Source organism: Variovorax durovernensis (assembly GCF_977011995.1).
This window is the reverse complement of the sequence record NZ_CDRNCW010000001.1, coordinates 2870444-2887319: the sequence shown is the minus strand read 5'-3', so window position 1 is coordinate 2887319 and position 16876 is coordinate 2870444. Positions and strand designations below refer to the sequence as shown.

The following is a 16876-nucleotide window of genomic DNA, read 5'->3' as shown; positions in this document are numbered from 1 at the left end:
GAGCACCTCCTGAAATGCACCGCAGTGCGAAAGTTGATTGTTGGTTCATGGACCTGCTTGCGCAAGCCCCTTCGAGGCAGCCGCCCGCCGTGGCTTGCGCCGCAGCCGGCGCCAGCCGATCACCACGCCGCTGGCCGAGGCTACCGCACCGATGATCGAAAGCAGCCACATCACGAAGTCCCAGGCCGGCCGGTACTGGATGAGCCAGGGAAAGTCGAGACTGTGGGCCGCGTTGAAGAGCCAGCGGCGCAGGCGCGAGTTGCTGTCGTTGCTGCCCGCGACCTGGCCGCTGGCCGGGTCGATGTAGATCCGGCTGCGCGCGGCGTCGTCGAACTGCAGGCGCCACACGGGCACGATGCGCTCGCGGTGGTGGCCGTACCAGTGAAAGTCTTCGCGCGTCTGGAGCACCGCTTCGGTGACATGGGCGTCGGGCCGCAGGGCCGATGCGGCACGCACGATGTCGTCCCTGGCAATGGAAGCAGGCGCGCCGGTGGCGGCATCGACCACGCGCACGCGCGCCTGCGCATCGCGCAGCTGCAGCAGCGGCCGGCCGTCGAACCACAGCAGCACGGCCTCGCGCGGCGCGGCGGCGCCCTCGCCGTCCGGCAACGACGCCGGCGGCCAGGGGAACGGCGACGCCCCGGCACCGCTGTAGCGGGCCATCGCCGCCGCATCTCCCGGCCCGCGCTGGAACCAGCCGTTGGGGTTCATCGAGAGCCAGCCGCTGATGATCCAGGTCAGCACGAAGAAGCCGCCGATCAGCCCCGCGACGTGGTGCCAGGCCATCCACCCCGTGTAGGGCGTGACGGCGCCATTGCGAAAGCGCCTGCGCAGCCGCACTCGCAGGATGCCGATGACGATGCCCGTCACTGCCGAGACGATGCACGCTGCCGACAGCCACACGACCACCTCGTGCCACAGGGGCGGGTCGGCGCGCAGCGGCGTGAAGTAGATCCAGTGCGGCACCGAGCCCAGCCAGTTCCAGAAGCGCTCGGAACGGTTGGTATCGCGCACCACCTCGCCGTTGCGCGAGGACACATACAGCTCTGTGCCGGCCGCGTCGCCAAGCTCGATGCGGTGCAGCGGGCGCAGCGGGTTCAGGGCCTGCGGCACGGTCCACTGGTCGCGCTCCAGCGTCTCGGCCCAGCGCGCACCGGACAAGCCCGAAAACGCGCGCGCAATGGCCTCGGCCTGCGCGGCATCGACGGGGCCCGGCACATGGCCGTCGCGTGCCGAGACCGTGTGCCGGCCGCCGCGCGCATCGACGATGCGCCACACGGGCAGCGGATCGTTGCCGCCCTGCATTTCCAGCACCATGCGCCTCGGCGGCTGTGCGCGTGCAGCGGGCGGCAATGCGTCGAGCGCGGCCGTGGGCGACACCGTTGCCTGCGCAAGGCGCAGCGGCCCCAGCCCGGCCAGCCGCTCGGCGTCCGTGAGGTTGGGATACCCCACGTACATCATCACCACGCCCGAGACAAACCACATCACGAACAGCAGGCAGCCGCCGATGCCCAGCCACCGGTGGGTCCAGTAGAGCCAGTGCCGGATGCGCGGCCAGGCGCGGCGCCATGCGGAAGTCATGCGTGGGTCGCTCAGAAATCGACCAGCGCCGAGAGTTCGAACGAACGCGGGCGGCCCAGCAGCCACTGGTTGCCGCCGTTCGAGAACGACACCGCATAGCGCCGGTCGGCCAGGTTGTAGGCGCGCAGCGCCAGCTTCAGCGAAGGGTTCGCTTGCCAGCTCACCGAAGCGTCGGCCACGGTGTACGAGCCGATCTTGCGCGAATTGGCGGCATCGACCTGGCGCGGACCGACGTAGCGCACGCCGAATGCGGCCTCCCACTGCGGCAGGAAGCGCCAGTTGAGCCACAGGTTGGCCGCCTGCTCGGGCACGCCGTTGGGCGTGTTGCCCGCGCGCGAAATCAGCTTGCCGCCGACCACTTCGTTGAAGTCGTCGTAGCGCGCGCGCAGCCTGGCGATGTTGGCCTCGAGGTTCAGCGTGGGCGTGAGCGCCATGTCCAGCGTGGCCTCGATGCCCTCGGAAGACTGCCGGCCGATCTGCTGCGTCTTGCTCGGGTCGCTCGCGTCGCGCGACAGCAGCTTGTTCTTCTCGATGCGGTAGGCCGCCACGGTCCAGGCGCCGCGGTTGTCGGCGAGCTGGCGCTTGTAGCCGACCTCGACCTGCTTGCCGGTGCTGAGCTCGAACGGCACTTGCGTGGCCGAGGTGCTGATGAGCGAGGTCAACGGATCGGCCGCGCGCGCCACCTGCGCGTAGAACGACTGCGACGCATCGGGCGCGTACACCACGCCAAGGCGACCGGTGGCGTACTCGAAGGTCTTGCCCAGGTTGTTGGCCGCGTTCTGCAGGTCGGCACGCGCGATCTTCGCGTGGTCCCAGCGCAGGCTGCCCACCACCGACCATTGCTCGTTGAAGGCCAGCTTGTCTTCGGTGAAGAAGGCGTAGGTGTTGGTGCGGGTCTTGTAGCGCGGCAGGTAGGCAACCGGCGAGGCGTAGTAGCCCGGGTTGAAGTTGAACGGATCGACCACCGAGCGGCCGCCGTAGGGCGTGTCGCTCGAATTCAGGAAGTCGATGCGGTTCACGTCGAAGCCCACCAGTACCTGGTTGGCCAGGCCGAACAGGCCGTGCCTGAAGGTGGCGTCGGTGCGGTTGCCGATCTGCTCCTGGTCGTGGCCGATTTCCAGGTAGTCGCCGCGCGTCACGCGGCGCGTGGTGGCGCTGTAGGTATAGGTCTCGCTGTTGCGCCAGTGGCGCCTGCTCTCCAGCCGGTAGAGCTGGTTGCGCACGGTGACCGAATCGTTCGGCGTCCATTGGGCCTCGAGGCGGGTCCACTTGTCGCGGTACTTGATTTCGGAGTCGTCGAGGTTGTAGTTCTGGCGCAGCGTCTGGCTGCTCAGGCGGCCGTCGATCAGCGGCACGCCGTAGTAGCGCTGCGGCGACTGCCGGCCCTCATCGTGCGAGAGCGTGAACTGCAGTTGCGGCGACACGTCGAGCCGCACGGCCGCGCCCACGGCCAGGCTTTCGGCCTGGCCGCGCTGCATGAAGCCGTCGGTCTGGCGCTGGCTGATGTCGAAGCGGTAGGAGAGCTTGTCGTTGATCGCGCCGCCGCTGCCGAAGGCGACCTGGCGGGTCGCATCGGAACCGATGGTGACCAGCGCCTGGTTCTGGATCGGGCCGCGCGTGGGCTTCTTGGGCACCACGTTGATCGCGCCGCCGATGGCGCCTTCGCCGTACATCACCGAGGCCGCGCCGCGGAGTATCTCGATGCGGTCGACCGACCAGGTATCGAACGGAAAGGTGACGGTGCCCGCGCCCGCATACAGCCGCGTCCCGTCGAACAGCTGCATCACCGAGCCGTGGCCCAGGAAGCCGCGCGCCGCCATCGCGGTGCCGCCGTTGCCGGGGCCGGGCGAACCGGTGATGCCGGTGGCGCGGGTGGCCGCCTCGATCATCGAGACGTCGCCGCGTGCGCGGATGGTGTCGCCGTTCAGCACCTCGATGCTGGCCGGCGTTTCCAGCGGCGTCAGGCCCAGGCGGCTGCCGGTCTGCGTGGTCTCGTCGATGGCGAGCCGCGTGTGGCGGTCGGCCTCGACCTGCACTGGCGCAAGGCTCTGGTTGCCGGCGGCCTGTGCAAGGGCCACGGAAGGCCCGAATGCCAGGCCCAGTGCCAGCCCCAGTGCCAGCCCCAGTGCCACCGGGATACCCGAAAGTCGCACACGTTGCGGCGCGCCCCTGCAATCGCGCGCCGGCCATGCTTGTCGGCTCATGTGATCTCTCCTCCGGCCCGCGTCCCCGCAGGCTCCTCTGTCCGAAAAAGGACGAAGCGGGAGAAGCGAAGGGGCGATGACGGTCCAAGCGCGGGCGCGAAGGCGGCAGGCCCGGACACGCACTCCCGCAGCGTCCGAAGGCGGTTTCCAAGGCCGGTATCCGGGCTTGCGGAGCGCCCGGTGGCGCACTGCCTTGTTTCATGCAGTGCGCGACCGGGCAGAAACCCTCGCCTTCCCACGCCGAAGCGCAGTGGCTGCCGGCCTCTTCAAGGAGGCGCTGGCTTGAGGATTTCCGATCCGCTGACCGTTGCGGGGGCAGCGCAGGAATGACCGTGTCGACAATGACTCGGCGCACCTGCTTCCCGTTTAACCCCGGCGCCATGGAATGGCGGGCGGGGCACCTTCGAACCGTGTGTATTGGTTTGATTCGTGAGAATTAACAAACCAAAACCGCGAAATTATAAGGAGCCGGTATTACCGTCCGGCCCGAACAGGCGCCGCATCACCGCCACGCCGGCCACGAGCGCATTCGAGTAGCTGGCGTAGGGCTCGAGCGCCGCTTCCAGCGGCTCGTAGAAGTGGGAGGCGTCACCGGGCTCCCCGGCCACTGCTTCCATCAGCACCCAGTAGAACTCACCCTTTTCCAGTTCATGGACGGTGAGCGCGATGTTTCTCGGTGTGGGCATGAAATGGATTGAGCAGTGCTTATTGGTGAATGGGTGGAGGCCAAGGCCGGTTGACAGCTTCCGGGCTTCTCCTACAGGGGGTCTTCCCCATGCAGCCTATGTTTGTAGATGCACAAGCAGGAGACAGCATGAAGAACTTCACTCTCGAACCCGGCATGCGATCGAGCATCGGCGGAGCCTTCTATCCGACCGGCTACTCGATGGTCATGTTTCCAGACGCGGAAGATGCCCGCCGCATAGGCCGCAGCCTGATCGAACAAGGCACCAGCGGCGACGAGGTCTACCTGCTTCCCGCGCAAACCGTGCTCGCCGAGATCACGCCCACCGTGGAGACGGCGGACGACCCCCTGCCTTCCGCCGGTACCGAGGGCGCCACTGTGCGCGCGTACACCAAGCTCGCGCGCGAGGGACACACGGCGCTGCTGGTGAAGACCAAGGACAGTGACGCGGCCGAACAGCTCATGGTGCTGGTGCGCACCGTGCCCTACTCCATCGCGCAGCGCTACCGCACCCTGGTGATCGAAGATCTCTGAGTTCGTCAGGCCGGGGCCGCCATCGACACGGCCCGCTGCACCACATCGCGCGCCATGGCCTGCGCGAGTTCCTGTTCGCCCAGGAAGACCGTCACGGCTGCCTCGCGCGTGAGCAGCGCGGCTTCCTGCTCGTTGTGGCTGCGGATCACGGTCTGGATGGTCGGGTTGAGCGTGCGCGCCGTCTCGATCATCTGGCGCACGTTCATCGCGTCGGGCGTGGCCACCACCAGCACACGGGCGCGGGCCACGTGCGCCTGGATCAGAACGGCCGGGTCGGCCGCATCGCCCCACACGGCTGGCGTGCCGGCTTCGCGCAGCTTCTCGACCAGCTCGCGGTTCTGCTCGGCGACAACGTAGGGGATGTCGTTGGCGTCGAGTTCGGCCGCGATGCGGCGACCGACGCGGCCGTAGCCCACCAGCACCACCTGGCGCGAAAGGTACTTGGCCTCGGTGGTCATGGGCAGCTCGGCCAGCGGGTCGTCGCGCGACTCGAGCCCCCGCGCGAAAGACGAATGCGCATGCAGCCATTTCTGCATGGGTGCTATCAGGCTGAACCACAGGGGATTGGTGGCGATGGAAATTAGCGCCCCCGCCAGCACCAGGCTCTGCCCCTCCACCGGCAGCAAGCCGAGCGACACCCCCAGCCCCGCCAGGATGAACGAGAACTCCCCTATCTGCGCCAGGCTCGCGCTCACCGTGAGCGCCGTGCCCAGCGGGTAGCGGAACACCAGCACCAGCGCGCAGGCCGCGAGCGACTTGCCCAGCACGATCACCAGCACCACCGCCAGCACCTGCAGCGGCCGCTCGATCAGCACCGAGGGATCGAACAGCATGCCGACCGACACGAAGAACAGCACCGCGAAGGCGTCGCGCAGCGGCAGCGACTCTTCCGCGGCGCGATGCGCGAACTGCGACTCGCGCATGACCATGCCCGCGAAGAAAGCGCCCAGCGCGAACGACACGCCGAACAGCGCCGCCGACGCGAAGGCGATGCTCACGGCGGCCGCCACCACGCACAGCGTGAACAGCTCGCGCGAACCGGTGCGCGTGACCTGCCAGAGGATCCACGGGAACACGCGCCGCCCCACCACCAGCATCAGCGCCACGAAGCCGCCGACCTGCAGCAGCGTGAGGCCCAGGGTCTGCCACAGCGGGTCGGCCGGCCCTTCTTGCGCGGCATGGCCGCCCAGCGTGCCGGCCAGCGGCGGCATCAGCACCAGCACCAGCACCATTGCCAGGTCTTCGACCACCAGCCAGCCGATGGCGATGCGCCCGGTGAACGAATCGAGAATGCCCAGGCTCTCGAGCGCGCGCAGCAGCACCACAGTGCTGGCCACCGACAGCGCCAGGCCGAACACCAAAGCCGCGCCGGGGCTCCAGCCCCACCACATGGCCAGGCCGCCACCGAGCAGCGTGGCCACCGCGATCTGAGCGAGCGCGCCGGGCAGCGCGATCTTGCGCACCGCCAGCAGGTCGTCCAGGGAGAAATGAAGGCCGACACCGAACATCAGCAGCATCACGCCGATCTCGGCGAGCTGGGCGGCAATGCCCGCATCCGCCACGAAGCCCGGTGTGAACGGGCCGATGATCACGCCGGCCAGCAGGTAGCCGACCAGCGCCGGCAGCCTGAGCTTGGCCGCCAGGAAACCGAAAACAAGCGCAAGCCCCAGGCCGGCGGCAATGGTGTTGATGAGGGAGACGCTATGGGGCATCGCTCCATTTTGCAGGAACGATGCTCAACCTTTAAGGCTGGCAGGACTCTTCACGGAACACCGCGGAACCGGCTTTGCCGGGCCGCTGGTGTTGCCCCCTGCAAGGGGGTGGGCGAAGCCTGGGGGTGTTCCCCGGCTAACCGGCCATCTTGCTGCTGCGCGCCGCGTCCAGCGCCTCGGGCTCCTGCGCCTCGATCCAGGTCTCGTTGTTGAGCCCGGCTTGCAGCCGGTTCTCGTCCAGTTCGTTGGTCCACTTGGCGACCACGATGGTGGCCACGCCGTTGCCGATCAGGTTGGTCAGCGCGCGGGCTTCCGACATGAAGCGGTCGATGCCCAGGATGAGCGCAAGCCCCGCCACCGGCACGTGGCCCACGGCAGACAGCGTGGCAGCCAGCACGATGAAGCCGCTGCCCGTGACGCCGGCCGCGCCCTTCGAGGTGAGCAGCAGCACCGCCAGCAGCGTGATCTCCTGCACCAGCGTCATCGGCGTGTTGGTGGCCTGCGCGATGAACACCGCCGCCATCGTCAGGTAGATCGAAGTGCCGTCCAGGTTGAACGAGTAGCCCGTGGGAATGACCAAGCCCACGCAGGTCTTGTTGGCGCCCAGGTTCTCCATCTTCTCCATCATGCGCGGCAGCACCGATTCGCTGGATGACGTGCCCAGCACGATCAGCAGCTCTTCCTTGATGTACTTGATGAACTTCCAGATGCTGAACCCGTGGAAGCGCGCAATGAGCCCCAGCACCACGAAGATGAACAGCAGGCAGGTCAGGTAGAACGTGCCCATCAGCTTGCCCAGCGAGAACAGGCTGCCCAGGCCGTACTTGCCGATGGTGAAGGCCATCGCGCCGAAGGCACCGATGGGCGCCAGCTTCATGATGTAGTTGACGATGCCGAAGAGCACGTGCGAGCCCTTCTCGATCACGTCGAACACCAGCGTGCCGCGGCCGCCGAAGCGGTGCAGCGCGAAACCGAACAGCACGGCAATCAGCAGCACCTGGAGGATCTCTCCCTTGGCGAAGGCATCGACCAGCGTGTTGGGGATGATGTTCAGGATGAAGTCGACGGTGCCGGTCATCTTGCCGGGGCCGGTGTACGAGGCGATCGACTTGGTGTCGAGCGTGGCCGGGTCGACGTTCATGCCCGCGCCGGGCTGCAGCACGTTGACCAGCACCAGGCCGACCAGCAGCGCGATGCTGGAGACGACCTCGAAGTACAGCAGCGCCAGGCCGCCGGTCTTGCCGACCTTCTTCATGTCTTCCATGCCGGCGATGCCCACCACCACCGTGCAGAAGATGATCGGCGCGATGATCATCTTGATGAGCTTGATGAAGCCGTCGCCCAGCGGCTTCATCGCTTCCCCGACCGAGGGGTAGAAATGGCCGAGCAGCACGCCGATGATCACCGCGGTGATCACCTGCACGTAGAGGGAGCGGTACAGAGGGAGCTTCTTGGCGGATTTACTTGTTGTGTTTTCCATGGATGCCTCCGGAGGATTCGGAACTGTAGGTTGCGTCGGATCAGGTTTCCATTCGTGGAAGCCGCATCCGTGAACAAAAAAACCCGCCGAGGCGGGTTTTTTCTTCAGGTGCCAGTCAGCATTTTCAATGCATGTGGAGGCCGCCGTTGACCGAGAAGTCGGCCCCCGTGCTGTAGCCGCCTTCGTCCGTGGCGAGCCACGAGATGATCGAGGCGATTTCGCTCGGCTCGCCCAGGCGCTTGACCGGGATGGTGGCCACGATCTTGTCGAGCACTTCCTGGCGGATGGCCTTGACCATGTCGGTGCCGATGTAGCCCGGGCTCACGGTGTTGACCGTCACGCCCTTGTTGGCCAGTTCCTGCGCCAGCGCCATGGTGAAGCCGTGCATGCCGGCCTTGGCCGCCGAATAGTTGGTCTGGCCCGCCTGGCCCTTGGCGCCGTTCACCGAGCTGATGTTGATGATGCGGCCCCAGCCCTTCTCGACCATGTCGCCCACCACCTGCTTGGTGACGTTGAACATGCTGTTCAGGTTGGTTTCGATGACCGCGCTCCAGTCCTCGGGCGTCATCTTGAGGAACATGCGGTCGCGCGTGATGCCGGCGTTGTTGACCAGTACGTCGATGGGGCCGTGCGCAGCCTTGGCGGCGGAGAAGGCTTCGACGGTGGATTGCCAGTCGCCGACGTTGCCGACCGAGGCGTGGAACTCGAAGCCTTCGGCTTTCTGTTCGGCCAGCCACTTGGCGTAGTCGCGCGTGGGGCCGCAACCTGCGACCACAGTGAACCCGTCCTTGTGCAGACGCTGGCAGATGGCTGTTCCGATGCCCCCCATGCCCCCGGTGACATATGCAACTTTCTTGCTCATGAGATTTCCTTTATGTACATAGCAAAAGCCTGAACGGCCACCTTCACTCTAGCGAGTTTCGAACCACCGAACTCTGAGGAAAACACTGAGCCAAGCTTGCAACCAGCTGTCACGAAGCGTGGCTTCAGCGCAGACTCTATCCTCGCATCGCACGCGCACCTGCAGGTTCTTGCACGACCACCAACGCCACGGAAATATCAAGGAGTTCGAAAGTATGAATTTCGGGATCATCATCTTCCCCGACGTCGAGGAACTCGATTTCGTCGGCCCCTGGGAAATGCTCACCATGTGGAGCAAGCTGGCCGGCGGTCCCGCCAACTGCCTGATCGTGGCCGAAAAGCGCGAGCCGGTGGCCTGCGCCAAGGGCCTGTCGGTCAACCCGCATGTGTCTTTTGTCGACTGCCCGCCGCTGGACTACCTGCTCGTGCCCGGCGGCATGGGCACCCGGCGCGAGGTCGACAACCCGGTGATGACCCGTTTCCTGGCCGACCAGGCGCCCGGCTGCCGCGCGCTGCTGTCGGTGTGCACAGGCGCCTTCGTGCTGCACGCGGCCGGGTTGCTCTCTGGCAAGACCGCGACCACGCACTGGGGTTCGCTCGACCGCCTGCGCGCGCTGGGCGACGTGAAGGTGGTCGAGCAACGCTTCGTGCGGGACGGCAACGTCTGGACTTCCGCCGGGGTTTCGGCCGGCACCGACCTGATGCTGGCCTTCATCGCCCACACCGCGGGAGAGGAAGCCGCCGCCAAGGTGCAGTTGCAGGCGGAGTACTACCCGGCCGACACGGTCTACGGCAGCACCGCGAGCCACGAGCGCGCGCCGGCCTACGTGAAGCGCCCCGGCACCCCGTTCTCCAAGCCATGAGCACGTCGCCCTCCTCCATCGATACCCCGGAGACGCTGGCGGTGCTGGCCGCGCGCGTGGGCGAACTGCTGCGTTCGCGGGGCCAGACCGTCTCGGTCGTCGAATCCTCGGCCGGCGGACTGGTGTCGGCCGCGCTGCTCGCCGTGCCGGGTGCGTCGGCGTATTTCAGGGGAGGCGCGGTGGTCTATTCGCGGCGCGCGGGCCGGGCGCTGCTGGGCCTCACCGCCGAAGACATGGCCGGCATGCGCGGCGAGACCGAGCCCTACGCCCGCCTCGTCGCCGGCCGGGTGCGCGACAGCCACCACACGAGCTGGGGCATCAGCGAAAGCGGCGCCGCCGGACCGGCGGGCAGCCCCTACGGCGACGCGCCGGGGCATGTGTGCCTCGCCGTGGTCGGCGGCGCGGCCACGGTCAGCCGCACCATCGAGAACGGCGGCACCGACCGGCCGCTCAACATGGACCTGTTCGCGCGCCAGCTGCTCGCGCTGTTCGAGGAAGCACTGCGGGCGCAGCCTGAAGAAGACCCGCCCGCCTGAAGCGAAGGCTCAATCCGCCTGCACGCCCGCCGCGCGGATCACCTTGCCCCACTTGTCGACCTCCGCCGCGAGGTGCGTGCGCAGGCTTTCCGGCGTCTGCTTGTCCAGCGGCACGATCTCCGAGCTGAGCTCGGCCAGGCGGTGCTTGACCATGTCGTCCTGCAGCGCGGCGCGCAAGGCGACGTTCAGCTTCTCGATCACCGCGGGTGGCGTGCCCTTGGGAGCGTAGATGCCGTGCCACACCCGCACGTCGAAGCCCTTGAGGCCCTGCTCGTCCAGCGTCGGGATGTTCGGCATGCTCGACAGCCGCTTGGGCGTGGTCACGCCGAACACCTTCACCCGGTTGCCGTCCTTGATGACCGGCGCGGTCTGCGTGGTCTGGTCGCACAGCAGGTCGACCTGCCCGCCCATCAGGTCGTTCAGCGCCGGGCCCGCGCCCTTGTAAGGCACGGTGGTGAGCTGCACCCCGATCTGGTTCATGAAGAGCAGCCCGCACAGCTGCGACACCGCCCCCACGCCCGCGTTGGCCAGCGTGACCTTGTCCTTGTTGGCCTTCACGTAGGCCAGCAGTTCCTGGTAGTTGTTGGCCGGGAAGTCCTTGCGCGAGAGCAGCGTCATCGGCACGTCCAGCACCTGGCCGACGTACTCGAAGTCTTTCAGCGGGTCGTAGTTGAGCTTCTTGTAGAGCGCTGGCGCGGTGGCCATGCCCATGTGGTGGATCAGGATGGTGTAGCCGTTGGGCGCCGCCCGGGCCACGCGCGCCGGCGCGATGGTGCCGCCCGCGCCCACCGTGTTCTCGACGATCACCGTCTGGCCGAGCGACTTGCCCATCGGAATGGCGAGCATGCGCGCCACCACGTCGGTCGGGCCGCCGGCGGAATACGGCACGACCATGGTGACGGGCTTGTCCGGCCACGCGGCCTGCGCCGAGGCGGGCGATTGGGCCACCAGCAGGCAGGCGCCCGCCGAGGCGGCTGCGATCAGGGTCTTGAATTTCCAGGTCTTCTTGGTTGCTGTCACTTCTTTGTCTCCTATGGTTATGGGCAGGTATCTGTCTCAGGACGGTGGCGGGGCATCGAGCGCGAGCAGCCGCTCGGCGAGCCGCACGACGGGCGCATCGACCATGCGGCCGTCGAGGCTGACGACGCCGCCGCCCGACGCCCGGATCGCCTCGATCACGCGGCGGGCCCAGGCCAGTTCGTCGGCGCTCGGGCCGAGTGCGGCATGCACCGGGGCGACCTGGTCGGGGTGGATGCACAGCTTGGCGCCGAAGCCGCCGCGGCGGGCACGCGCGGTGTCGGCCGCGAGGCGTCCCGCATCGCGCCAGTCGGGCGTCACGCCGTCGATGGGTGCGGGCAGCCCGGCGCGGCGCGTGGCCAGCAGCAGCGCCAGGCGCACCGGAACCAGTTCTGCTTCGTCCTCGTCGCAGGCCAGGCCCAGGTCGGCCTGGAAATCGAGATTGCCGAACGCCAGGCGCAGCACTTGCGGGGCGGCGGCCAGCCCGTCGGCGGCGGCAAGGCCGGCGGCCGATTCGATCAGCGGCACCAGCAAGCCCCGAGGCCCGACGGCTTCGGCCAGCCGCGCCAGGTCTCCGGCGCTTTCGGCCTTGGGCAGCACGACGCCCGCGATCAGGCCTTGCCTCGCCAGCTCGCCGACCCGCACGCAGTCGTCGCCGTGCCACGGCGTGCCCTGGGCGTTCACGCGCACCAGCAGGCGGCCACGCTGGGCGGCCGGCAATGCGGCAAACGAGGCCGCGAGCCCGTCGCGCGCAGCTACCTTGCGCTCGGGCGCCACGGCGTCTTCCAGATCGACGATCACGCCGCCCGCGCCGGTCGCCAGCGCGCGGGCATGGCGCTCGGGCCGGTCGGCCGGCACGAAGAGAAACGCGCGTGCCAGCGCCAGGGGCGCCAGAGACTTGCCGCTCACACCGCCCCCGCCTCGCGCAGCGCCGCGATGTCCGCCTCGCTGCGCCCGAGGCCGCGCAGGATGGCGTCGGTGTGCTGGCCGACCGCCGGAATCGGGTCCATGCGGTAGTCGAACGCGCTCTGCCGCCCGGCGGGCAGCAATGCGGGAATGTCACCGGCCGGCGAGCCCACCTGCCGCCAGCGCTCGCGCGCCTGCAGCTGCGGATGCGCCCAGAGGCCGGCCATGTCGTTCATGCGCGCATTGGCGATCTGCGCGGTGTCGAGCCGCTCGAGCACCTGCGCCGTGCTCAACGCGCCGAAGGTCTCGACGATCACCGCGCGCAGGGTCTCGCGGTGTTCGTTGCGCCGCGCGTTGCTGTCGAAGCGCGCATCCGTCGCAAGCCCCGGCTGCAGCAGCACCTTCTCGCAGAACACGCGCCATTCGCGCTCGTTCTGCAGACCGAGCATCACCGTGCCGCCGTCGCCCGCGGGGAACGGGCCGTAGGGATAGATGGTGGCGTGCGACGCGGCGCTGCGCGGCGGCGGCGGCGCGCCTTCATAGGCGTAGTACATCGGGTAGCCCATCCACTCGGCCAGCGATTCGAGCATCGACACGTCGATGTGCGAGCCCTTGCCGGTCTTGCCGCGCTGAAGCAGCGCCGCGAGGATGCCGGTGTAGGCGTACATGCCCGCCGCGATGTCGGCGATGGAATTGCCCGACTTGCAGGGCTCGTCGGGCGTGCCCGTGACCGACAGGAAGCCCGCCTCGCTCTGGATCAGCAGGTCGTAGGCCTTCTTGTCGCGGTACGGGCCGTCGTCGCCGTAGCCCGAGATGTCGCACACGATGAGCCTCGGATGCTCCGCCTGCAGCGCCTGTGCGCCGAGCCCCATGCGGGCCGCCGCGCCGGGCGCGAGGTTCTGCACCAGCACGTCGGCATCGGCCACCAGCTGCCGCAGCACCTCGAGCGCGGCGGGCTGCTTGAGGTCGAGCGTGATGCTTTCCTTCGAGCGGTTGACCCACACGAAGTGCGAGGCCTCGCCGTCCACGCGCTCGTCGTAGGCCCGCGCGAAGTCGCCGGCGCCGGGCCGCTCCACCTTGATGACGCGCGCGCCGAGGTCGGCCAGCTGCCGGGTGCAGAAAGGCGCGGCGATGGCGTGTTCGAGAGAAACGACGGTGATGCCGTCCAGTGGTCTGGTCATGTGTTCATCCTCCCCTTCAGGCCAGCACGGCCGTGGCCTGCATCGTGAGCCAGCCGTCGGCGTCTTCGCCCCAGAGGCTGAATGTCTTGCCGTCAGCACCCGGCTTGCCGTGCACGCGGAACGGCGCCGTGTCGAAGGTCGGGCGCACCGCGCGGAACTCGAAGCGCGCGAGCTGCGCGCCCGGCACGTTGCGGCGCAGCAGGTCGACCAGCAGCGTCGCGATCAGCGGACCGTGCACGATCAGGCCCGGATAGCCCTCGACCTGCGTCACGTACCGGCGGTCGTAGTGGATGCGGTGGCCGTTGAAGGTCAGCGCCGAGTAGCGGAACAGCAGCACGTCGTCGGGTGCGATGTCGCGGCTGAAGGCGGCGTCTTTCGGCGCGGGCGTTGGGGGCGGCCCCGATTCGCCGGGCTGCGCGGAGGCGCGGTAGACGATGTCGTGCTCCTCGGTCAGCGCGAGCCCGCGCTCGTTGCGCACCTCGTGGCGTACCAGCACGAACACCAGCTCGCCGGTGCGGCCCGCCTTGTGCGTGACCGAGGCGATGGTCGAGGTGCGCTCCACCTTGTCGCCGACCTGCAGCGGATTGCCCGCCTCCCAATTGAGCCGCCCACCGGCCCACATGCGGCGCGGCAACGGCACCGGTGGCAGGAAGCCACCGCGCCGGGCGTGGCCGTCTTCGCCGATTTCCGACTGGCGGTGGTGCGGCAGGAAGTAGAGCCAGTGCCACAGCTCGGGCAGGCGCGTGCCGGGCACGGGCGTGGCGTCATCGCGGTCGAGGGTGGCGGAAAGCGCGCGCACGGGCGCGGCGGTGATGTCGTCGGCCAGGGTTTCGCTGCGGCCCTGCCAGGCCTGCAGCTTTGCCAGGGCGCCGTCGTCGATCAGGCGGTGTGTCGGGGAGGTTTGCTCGCTCATGGTTTGGGGTTGCTTCAATGCTTCGGTTCAATCGACCGCGGCGCCGGATGCCTTGACGATGCGCGCCCACTTGGCGAGGTCGTCCTGCAGCAGCTTCGCGAACTGTTCGGGGGTGGTGTCGGGCGCGATCTCCACGCCCTGCTGGTCGAGCTTGTCGCGCAGGTCTTTCGACGCCAGCGCCTTGCGCGTGGCCTCCTGCAATGTCGCCAGCACGTCGGCCGGAACGCCGGCGGGCGCGAACAGGCCGATCCACAGCGTGCCGTTGTAGCCCGGTACCGCCTCGGCAATGGTGGGCACGTCGGGCAACACGGGCGAGCGCTTGTCGCCGCTCACGGCCAGCGCGCGCAGCTTGCCGGCCTTGATGTGCGAGAGCGCCGAAGGCAGGCTCGCGAACACGATCGGCAGTTGCCCGCCCAGCACGTCGTTGAGCGCCGGCGCCACGCCCTTGTACGGCACGTGCTGCAGCGAGATGCCGGCCATGCTGTTGAGCATTTCGCCGAGCAGGTGGTTGAGCGTGCCGTTGCCGGCCGAGGCGTACTGGTAGTTGGCGCCCTTCTGCCGCGCGAGCTTCAGGAACTCGGCGAAGTTCTTTGCCGGGAACGACGGGTTGACCAGCAGCACGTTGGGCACCGCGCCGATCAGGCCGACGGGCCTGAAATCTTTCACCGGGTCGAAGCCGGGGTTCTTGTACAGCGCCGGGTTGATGGCCTGGCTGCTGCTGATGGTCATGAGCAGGGTGTAGCCGTCCTTCGGCCCCTTGGCCACCAGCTGCGTGCCGATGTTGCCGCCCGCGCCGGGCCGGTTGTCGACCACCACGCTGGCGTTGTTCATCACTTCGCCGAGCTTCTGGCCCACGAGGCGCCCGACGATGTCGTTGGTGCCGCCGGCCGCCTGCGGCACGACCAGCGTGACGGGGCGTGAGGGATATGGTTCGGCGCCGGCCGCAGCCGGTTGCACCAGGGTGGCCACGGCGGCGAACGCCAGCAGCGCGAATGCGCGAAAGCTCATGTTTCTTGTCTCCATGGCCGCATGGTCGTCGGCACCACCCGCTCGCGCAATCTGCGAATTCGGAACCCAGCCTTCTGCAATTCCGAAGGCTTGACTAAGATCGTGCGATGCTCTTCGACCTCACCGACCTGCGGCTCTTCGTGGCCACGGCCGAACTCGGCAACCTCACGCGGGCCGCCGAGCGCCAGCACCTGTCGCTGGCCGCCGCCAGCGCGCGCATCAAGGCGCTGGAAACGCAGGCCGGCCTGCAACTGCTGCAGCGCGAGGCCCGCGGCGTGCGGCTGCTGCCGCCGGGAGAAGCCTTCCTGCACCACGCGCGCCTCGTGCTGCATCAGACCGAACAGCTGCGCGCCGACCTGCTCGAATACGGCGGCGGCCTGCGCGGCCACCTGCGCGTGTTCGCCAACACCACGGCCGTGACCGACTTCCTGCCCGAGATCCTGCCGGGCTTTCTTGCGAACAACCCGCGCATCAACGTCGACCTTCAGGAAAAACCGAATGCTCAGATTCCGCGCGGTGTGCTCGACGGCCGCGCCGACATCGGCATCGTCGCGGGCCGCGTCGACACGCTGGGGCTGGAGGCCATCCACTTCAGCACCGACCGGCTGGTGCTGGTCACATCGCGCAAGCACCGCTTTGCCAGGCGCCGCAGCATCGCCTTTGCCGAGACGCTCGACGAAGACGCCATCGGCATGCAACAGGGCAGCACGCTGCAGACCTTCCTGGCGCAGATCACCGACAACCTGGGCAAGCGCCAGAAGCTGCGCATCCAGCTAGGCAGCTTCGACGCCATGTGCCGGATGATCGGCAGCGGCGTGGGCATTGGCGTGGTTCCCGAATCCGCCGCGCGGCGCAACCAGGACAGCATGCAGCTCGCGCTGATCGACCTCAGCGATGCGTGGTGCGTGCGGGAGCGCTATCTGCTGGTGCGCGACCGGGCTGCGCTGCCGATCTATGCACAGGCGCTGGTGGAAACCTTGTGCCGGCACTACGCCGACGAAGCGCGGGCGCTGGAGCAGCCCGATTCACCGCAAGTTGGGCGCGAAACCTGAGCCAATCCGCGTATTCCCCATTTTCTGTGCACAACTTTGGGGGTAACTCATGAGGAGCATTGTAAAAGCGATGCAACTCATTGTTTTATATAGGTATTCCACACTTTGCTCAAATTTTGAGCGGTGTACAACCTCGGCGCGCGAACCCCGGTTGAAAGGCATTTTTCAGCCTGGATTCCTAGCAGAGGATGGCCGGAGTTCGACTTGAACGCACGATGCGGGGCGAGATTTTTTCGCAGCGTGCCGCCAACTTGCGCGCGGAATCGCACCCGTCTGGGTTACTCCCCATTTTCTGTGCACAACTTTGGGGGCAACTTAGGTGGAGCCTTGTAAAAGCAATTTA

The 16876-nt window shown here is 67.8% G+C and carries 15 protein-coding genes and 1 riboswitch; of the genes, 4 read left to right on the top strand and 11 right to left on the bottom strand.

Annotated elements, in window-relative coordinates; genetic code table 11:
* Positions 1 to 45: 45 nt before the first annotated feature.
* From ACWV14_RS13700 to ACWV14_RS13690, 3 genes are all read right to left on the bottom strand, one after another.
* Positions 46 to 1581 carry a PepSY domain-containing protein gene (locus ACWV14_RS13700; protein WP_454909110.1) on the bottom strand — a complete coding sequence of 512 codons (1536 nt, stop codon included), beginning with the start codon at positions 1579 to 1581 and terminating at the stop codon, positions 46 to 48.
* 11 nt (positions 1582 to 1592) lie between these two features.
* Positions 1593 to 3785, bottom strand: a complete 2193-nt coding sequence (locus ACWV14_RS13695; protein WP_454909109.1) for a TonB-dependent receptor — start codon at positions 3783 to 3785, stop codon at positions 1593 to 1595.
* Between the two features lie 134 nt (positions 3786 to 3919).
* A riboswitch (cobalamin riboswitch) is annotated at positions 3920 to 4204 on the bottom strand.
* Positions 4205 to 4243: 39 nt separating this feature from the next.
* The gene (locus tag ACWV14_RS13690; protein ID WP_422086163.1) at positions 4244 to 4471 is read right to left on the bottom strand and encodes a hypothetical protein; all 228 of its coding nucleotides are present in this window, start codon (positions 4469 to 4471) and stop codon (positions 4244 to 4246) included.
* Positions 4472 to 4599: 128 nt separating this feature from the next.
* On the opposite strand from ACWV14_RS13690, the gene ACWV14_RS13685 reads away from it, so the two are divergent.
* Positions 4600 to 5004, top strand: coding sequence for a hypothetical protein (locus tag ACWV14_RS13685; protein WP_454909108.1), 405 nt, complete (start codon positions 4600 to 4602; stop codon positions 5002 to 5004).
* Positions 5005 to 5009: 5 nt separating this feature from the next.
* Here the strand turns inward: ACWV14_RS13685 and ybaL are convergent, their stop codons facing one another.
* From ybaL to phbB, 3 genes are all read right to left on the bottom strand, one after another.
* Positions 5010 to 6716 (bottom strand): YbaL family putative K(+) efflux transporter, encoded by a 1707-nt coding sequence (gene ybaL / locus ACWV14_RS13680; RefSeq protein WP_454909107.1) that lies wholly within the window; start codon positions 6714 to 6716, stop codon positions 5010 to 5012.
* Positions 6717 to 6852: 136 nt separating this feature from the next.
* Positions 6853 to 8196 carry a dicarboxylate/amino acid:cation symporter gene (locus tag ACWV14_RS13675; protein WP_454909106.1) on the bottom strand — a complete coding sequence of 448 codons (1344 nt, stop codon included), beginning with the start codon at positions 8194 to 8196 and terminating at the stop codon, positions 6853 to 6855.
* Between the two features lie 124 nt (positions 8197 to 8320).
* Complete coding sequence (gene phbB, locus ACWV14_RS13670; protein ID WP_081269077.1) at positions 8321 to 9058, bottom strand: acetoacetyl-CoA reductase; 738 nt, start codon at positions 9056 to 9058, stop codon at positions 8321 to 8323.
* A 214-nt stretch (positions 9059 to 9272) separates the two neighbouring features.
* On the opposite strand from phbB, the gene ACWV14_RS13665 reads away from it, so the two are divergent.
* Entirely contained in the window at positions 9273 to 9920 is a 648-nt protein-coding gene (locus ACWV14_RS13665) for a DJ-1/PfpI family protein (protein WP_454909105.1), read from the top strand.
* Positions 9917 to 10456, top strand: coding sequence for a CinA family protein (locus ACWV14_RS13660; protein ID WP_454909104.1), 540 nt, complete (start codon positions 9917 to 9919; stop codon positions 10454 to 10456). The genes ACWV14_RS13665 and ACWV14_RS13660 overlap by 4 nt, the downstream gene beginning before the upstream one ends.
* A gap of 9 nt (positions 10457 to 10465) precedes the next feature.
* On the opposite strand, the gene ACWV14_RS13655 is transcribed toward ACWV14_RS13660, so the two are convergent.
* From ACWV14_RS13655 to ACWV14_RS13635, 5 genes are read right to left on the bottom strand one after another with little or no spacing between them, the layout of a single operon-like run.
* Positions 10466 to 11476, bottom strand: a complete 1011-nt coding sequence (locus ACWV14_RS13655; RefSeq protein ID WP_454909103.1) for a tripartite tricarboxylate transporter substrate-binding protein — start codon at positions 11474 to 11476, stop codon at positions 10466 to 10468.
* A gap of 36 nt (positions 11477 to 11512) precedes the next feature.
* Entirely contained in the window at positions 11513 to 12382 is an 870-nt protein-coding gene (locus tag ACWV14_RS13650; protein ID WP_454909102.1) for an HpcH/HpaI aldolase/citrate lyase family protein, read from the bottom strand.
* Entirely contained in the window at positions 12379 to 13560 is a 1182-nt protein-coding gene (locus ACWV14_RS13645; RefSeq protein ID WP_422086154.1) for a CaiB/BaiF CoA transferase family protein, read from the bottom strand. The genes ACWV14_RS13650 and ACWV14_RS13645 overlap by 4 nt, the downstream gene beginning before the upstream one ends.
* 16 nt (positions 13561 to 13576) lie before the next feature.
* Positions 13577 to 14473 carry an FAS1-like dehydratase domain-containing protein gene (locus tag ACWV14_RS13640; RefSeq protein WP_454909101.1) on the bottom strand — a complete coding sequence of 299 codons (897 nt, stop codon included), beginning with the start codon at positions 14471 to 14473 and terminating at the stop codon, positions 13577 to 13579.
* A gap of 27 nt (positions 14474 to 14500) precedes the next feature.
* Positions 14501 to 15481 carry a tripartite tricarboxylate transporter substrate binding protein gene (locus ACWV14_RS13635; protein WP_454909100.1) on the bottom strand — a complete coding sequence of 327 codons (981 nt, stop codon included), beginning with the start codon at positions 15479 to 15481 and terminating at the stop codon, positions 14501 to 14503.
* A 107-nt stretch (positions 15482 to 15588) separates the two neighbouring features.
* On the opposite strand from ACWV14_RS13635, the gene ACWV14_RS13630 reads away from it, so the two are divergent.
* Positions 15589 to 16533 carry a LysR family transcriptional regulator gene (locus ACWV14_RS13630; RefSeq protein ID WP_422086151.1) on the top strand — a complete coding sequence of 315 codons (945 nt, stop codon included), beginning with the start codon at positions 15589 to 15591 and terminating at the stop codon, positions 16531 to 16533.
* Positions 16534 to 16876: the final 343 nt, after the last annotated feature.

Excerpts from the sequence above, each read along its gene's own strand:
- ACWV14_RS13700 (WP_454909110.1), bottom strand. The coding sequence starts at position 1,581 with ATGACTTCCGCATGGCGCCGCGCCTGGCCGCGCATCCGGCACTGGCTC.
- ACWV14_RS13695 (WP_454909109.1), bottom strand. The coding sequence starts at position 3,785 with ATGAGCCGACAAGCATGGCCGGCGCGCGATTGCAGGGGCGCGCCGCAA.
- ACWV14_RS13690 (WP_422086163.1), bottom strand. The coding sequence starts at position 4,471 with ATGCCCACACCGAGAAACATCGCGCTCACCGTCCATGAACTGGAAAAG.
- ACWV14_RS13685 (WP_454909108.1), top strand. The coding sequence starts at position 4,600 with ATGAAGAACTTCACTCTCGAACCCGGCATGCGATCGAGCATCGGCGGA.
- ybaL (WP_454909107.1), bottom strand. The coding sequence starts at position 6,716 with ATGCCCCATAGCGTCTCCCTCATCAACACCATTGCCGCCGGCCTGGGG.
- ACWV14_RS13675 (WP_454909106.1), bottom strand. The coding sequence starts at position 8,196 with ATGGAAAACACAACAAGTAAATCCGCCAAGAAGCTCCCTCTGTACCGC.
- phbB (WP_081269077.1), bottom strand. The coding sequence starts at position 9,058 with ATGAGCAAGAAAGTTGCATATGTCACCGGGGGCATGGGGGGCATCGGA.
- ACWV14_RS13665 (WP_454909105.1), top strand. The coding sequence starts at position 9,273 with ATGAATTTCGGGATCATCATCTTCCCCGACGTCGAGGAACTCGATTTC.
- ACWV14_RS13660 (WP_454909104.1), top strand. The coding sequence starts at position 9,917 with ATGAGCACGTCGCCCTCCTCCATCGATACCCCGGAGACGCTGGCGGTG.
- ACWV14_RS13645 (WP_422086154.1), bottom strand. The coding sequence starts at position 13,560 with ATGACCAGACCACTGGACGGCATCACCGTCGTTTCTCTCGAACACGCC.
- ACWV14_RS13640 (WP_454909101.1), bottom strand. The coding sequence starts at position 14,473 with ATGAGCGAGCAAACCTCCCCGACACACCGCCTGATCGACGACGGCGCC.
- ACWV14_RS13635 (WP_454909100.1), bottom strand. The coding sequence starts at position 15,481 with ATGAGCTTTCGCGCATTCGCGCTGCTGGCGTTCGCCGCCGTGGCCACC.
- ACWV14_RS13630 (WP_422086151.1), top strand. The coding sequence starts at position 15,589 with ATGCTCTTCGACCTCACCGACCTGCGGCTCTTCGTGGCCACGGCCGAA.